This window comes from Wolbachia endosymbiont of Nomada ferruginata (genome assembly GCF_001675785.1).
GTDB lineage: Bacteria > Pseudomonadota > Alphaproteobacteria > Rickettsiales > Anaplasmataceae > Wolbachia > Wolbachia pipientis.
Map to the genome: position 1 here is coordinate 1 of NZ_LYUY01000118.1, position 3,406 is coordinate 3,406.

At 36.8% G+C, this 3,406-nt stretch carries 5 protein-coding genes; all 5 read right to left on the bottom strand.

Going from position 1 to position 3,406, the window contains the following annotated elements; translation table 11 throughout:
• Positions 1-71: 71 nt before the first annotated feature.
• Complete coding sequence (locus BA053_RS05705; protein ID WP_065095022.1) at positions 72-443, bottom strand: head decoration protein; 372 nt, start codon at positions 441-443, stop codon at positions 72-74.
• A gap of 77 nt (positions 444-520) precedes the next feature.
• Positions 521-1,531 (bottom strand): S49 family peptidase, encoded by a 1,011-nt coding sequence (locus tag BA053_RS05710; protein ID WP_065095026.1) that lies wholly within the window; start codon positions 1,529-1,531, stop codon positions 521-523.
• Positions 1,532-1,564: 33 nt separating this feature from the next.
• On the bottom strand, positions 1,565-2,977 hold the full coding sequence (locus tag BA053_RS05715) for a phage portal protein (RefSeq protein ID WP_065095023.1): 1,413 nt from the start codon (positions 2,975-2,977) through the stop codon (positions 1,565-1,567).
• Positions 2,978-3,202, bottom strand: coding sequence for a gpW family head-tail joining protein (locus tag BA053_RS05720; RefSeq protein WP_065095024.1), 225 nt, complete (start codon positions 3,200-3,202; stop codon positions 2,978-2,980).
• 3 nt (positions 3,203-3,205) lie between these two features.
• Positions 3,206-3,406 (bottom strand): terminase gpA endonuclease subunit (locus BA053_RS05725; protein WP_174525437.1); only part of this gene is annotated, 201 nt, incomplete at its 5' end.

A 3,406-nucleotide genomic window follows, 5' to 3' on the forward strand; every position in this document is an offset into this window, starting at 1 on the left:
TGCTAAATGCTGTATTTGTAAATGGATTTTGCATTTTTTACTTTCCCCCTTTTGTGTTTTTAATAGTTTTTTTAAGCTCCCTTGCAGATGATGATCCCTCGTCCTTCAAGTTGCTTTATTGCTGCAGCTTTCTGTTCTTCAGTGATATTTGCTGGCCACACAACTGCATGATCTGCTAACATTGCGACACGAGTAATAATTACCGCTCTAGTATTTTCTATTGCATTTACATCACTTACTATTACACCCATCGCTGTTTGTGTGCCATCTGTTCCAGCGGGATTAAGTACTCTAATAAAACCATCTTCCGTCTTTTTGGCAACTACTGCACCAAGCTTAATATTTTGACCTTTTGCTACTGTTATTTGATCTCTTGAATATAGACTTGATGCCTCATACTTTAATAAGTCACCCAGATTATTTTGTTCAGTTATACATGTCATATTTTCTTTTCTCCTTTTTTTCCCTTTAGTTTACCGCCATGTTTGTAGTTGTTGTACCCGGCGGTTATAAAAATACTTTAAATACTTGATTGTGCTCTAGCTTTAGCTACTTGTATCATCAAATCTTCTGATGAATTTTGTGGTAAAGTGCTGAAAATTTTATCTTTTGTTGTTCGCTCTACTAGTAGTTCCATTAACACTTCCCTGGCTTGCTCAACACTTACGCTTTGCTCTATAAATTCTCCTATCTTTTCCGGCATCTTTGATATATTACATAATCTTATTATCTCTAAAATTTCTCTACGACAGTTCTCGTAGCCTTCCTCAATAGTTGTCATACTAACACTCCTACTTTTATGATTGTTGATAAATTCAAAAAATGTTGTAACTCCATCTGCAACACCTATTTCTACTGCTTTCTCCCCAAAATATAGCCCTGCTTCCGTTGATTTGATTGCTTCTATAGAAAGGTTTCGATTACGTGCTATTAGCTGCACAAACATTTCATATAGTCGGTCTACTTCTTTTTGTAAGCTTTCCAGACTTTCAGACGTCATTGGCTCATGTGGGTTTAAATCATTCTTTCGACTACCAGCAAAGATTGTGGTGTACTTAATACCTTGCTTTTCATCAAACCTACTTTGATCTATGTGACTTGCTATTACTCCAATACTTCCTACTCCTGAAGTTCTACTCACAAATACCTTTTCAGCGCTAGAGGCTATAGCGTACGCAGCAGAATATGCATCATCATTTGCTATTGCAATAATTCTCTTTTTTGTTCTTGATTCATAAATAAAATCAGCTAGGTCAAAGACACCGTTTACTTCCCCTCCTGGACTGTCTATGTCAAGTAGAATCGTCTCTATGCTTTTATCTTCTAAAGCGCTCTCTATCTCTTCATGAATATTTTCATACGAAGTCATATCTAAAATATGATCAAAAGCTTCTGTTTTTTTAGTCAAAACTCCATAAATACGTATTATTGCTATTCCTTTTGGGTTTATATGAAAATGCTTTAAGTTCTTAAAGATAGGTTGTTTGCTGTTATATAACGATAGTAGTTCAAAGCTTCTTCTCTCTACCATTACTGGTTTATTTATCCACACCACTTCCTCCACTTATTCTACTTTATGATTAACATCAGAATCGAAACAAAGTCCAAAAGAATTAGCTCGCTTTTGATCTTCTGCTATTTCTTGGTCAATTTCTTCTACATCGTAACCCATTTCTGATACTACCTCTGCTCGACTCTTAAATCCATTTCTTACTGCCATTTGTTGTGCTTGCTGGTCTTTTAAAGGATCCACCCAATCAAATCCCTGTGGTATCCATTTTACTTCTTCTTTCGCTGCTTTTACTACTTTTTCATCTATACTCAATTCTCCAGAAAGTACTGCTAATTCTAGCCATCTATTCCAAATAGGTCTACAAAACTGGAACACTATCACGTTATGCTGTAACATTGCACACCTTCTGCGAAACTCTATCAGCCCTGCTCGAATGGATGAATAATTAACACCTGTTAAATCTCCTGTTAGCTGCTCATATGTTATTCCTGTACCTATTGCTATTGCCCTCAGTTGCTGTCTCATGAATGCTTCATAACTTCCTCCAACATCTGATGGCTCTGAAAATTTTATGTCCTCTCCTGGGTCTAAAAGCTGCATTGTTCCAGGTTCCAGGCCAGATAGTGCTACTCCTTGCTCATTTGCTTGCGCCTCACCTAAAATATTTGCTTCAGGATCAAGTCTTGTAATAAATCCCGCAAACATTGCTGCTGTCTTTTTTCTCACTAATTCTGCATCATCGTATTGATCAAGCTCATAAAGTTTCAGAAGTATACTCGAAAGCCATGGCTCCCCTCTGATTTGCCCAGGTCTTAATGGTCTATAGATATGTAAAACATCATTTGCTGGCACTCTCACTGATTCGCCAAACGAACCTTCACCAGGGTGTTCTTTAAATAGGTAATATGCTTCTCTTTGCCCAAGTCTATTGAACTCAATCCCGTTTCTTATTACATTACTATTGGCTAGTGTTTGATTGCTCTTGTTATCTAAATGTTCTGATTCCAATACTTGAAGTTGCAATGGTACAGAAAATCCATCTTCGAGTTTACGATGTCGGAGGCGTACAAAACACTCTCCACCTTCTATCATACTTCTGCATACTAGAGCTTGTAACCCATAAAAATCACTTACTCCGCTACTGTCTGCTTCATCTGTCCATTTCAGCCATAATTCTTGTACTTTCTTTCGAAATTCTGCATTCTTTGCTTTTGATTGCGGCTTTATTCCTGTTCCAATAGAGTTACTTACTATTGTATCAATAATATTTGCTGCATATGGATTTTTTCTCACCATATCACGAGAGCGGCTACGCAAGTGCTCAAGGCTTTGAGACAGCAAATTGTTTATACTTCCTAACTCTGGTTGAAAGTGAAAAAATCTTCTTCCTGAGCCTGCTGCATCCCACGCTGAGCTTTTTATCTTTGGTTTGTTAAATAATTGCTTGAAGGTTTTTAGCAGCATTTATAAAATTCCTTTACTCGTTGAAAAAACAATTTTCCTCTTTGGCCTCATGCCTGCAACTTTTAACTCAGCCTTAATTCGTTGTCTTAAATTCAATAAATCATTTATTTGAACTTCTCCGTACCGCACAACATGGTCACCATATGCAATTGAGACAACTCTTTCTCCGCTTTGCAGCTTCTTTATCGCTTCTTCGACTTGAATTAAATAATCTTCGTTATACATTTACTACTTGCTGATCCATTTACTTTTCACTATTTTCTTTGATTTTTTACTTTCTGGTTTTTCACTTAAACTATTCCATTTACTCTCTGGCCATCTGTCTATTCCCAGTGCTATCGATGCTGCTCTTGCGTAAATTCGGCAATCTAGTACTTCATTTCTTTCTCTTACCTTTTGCCACTCTTGTTTAGTGTATCCTTTTACTAC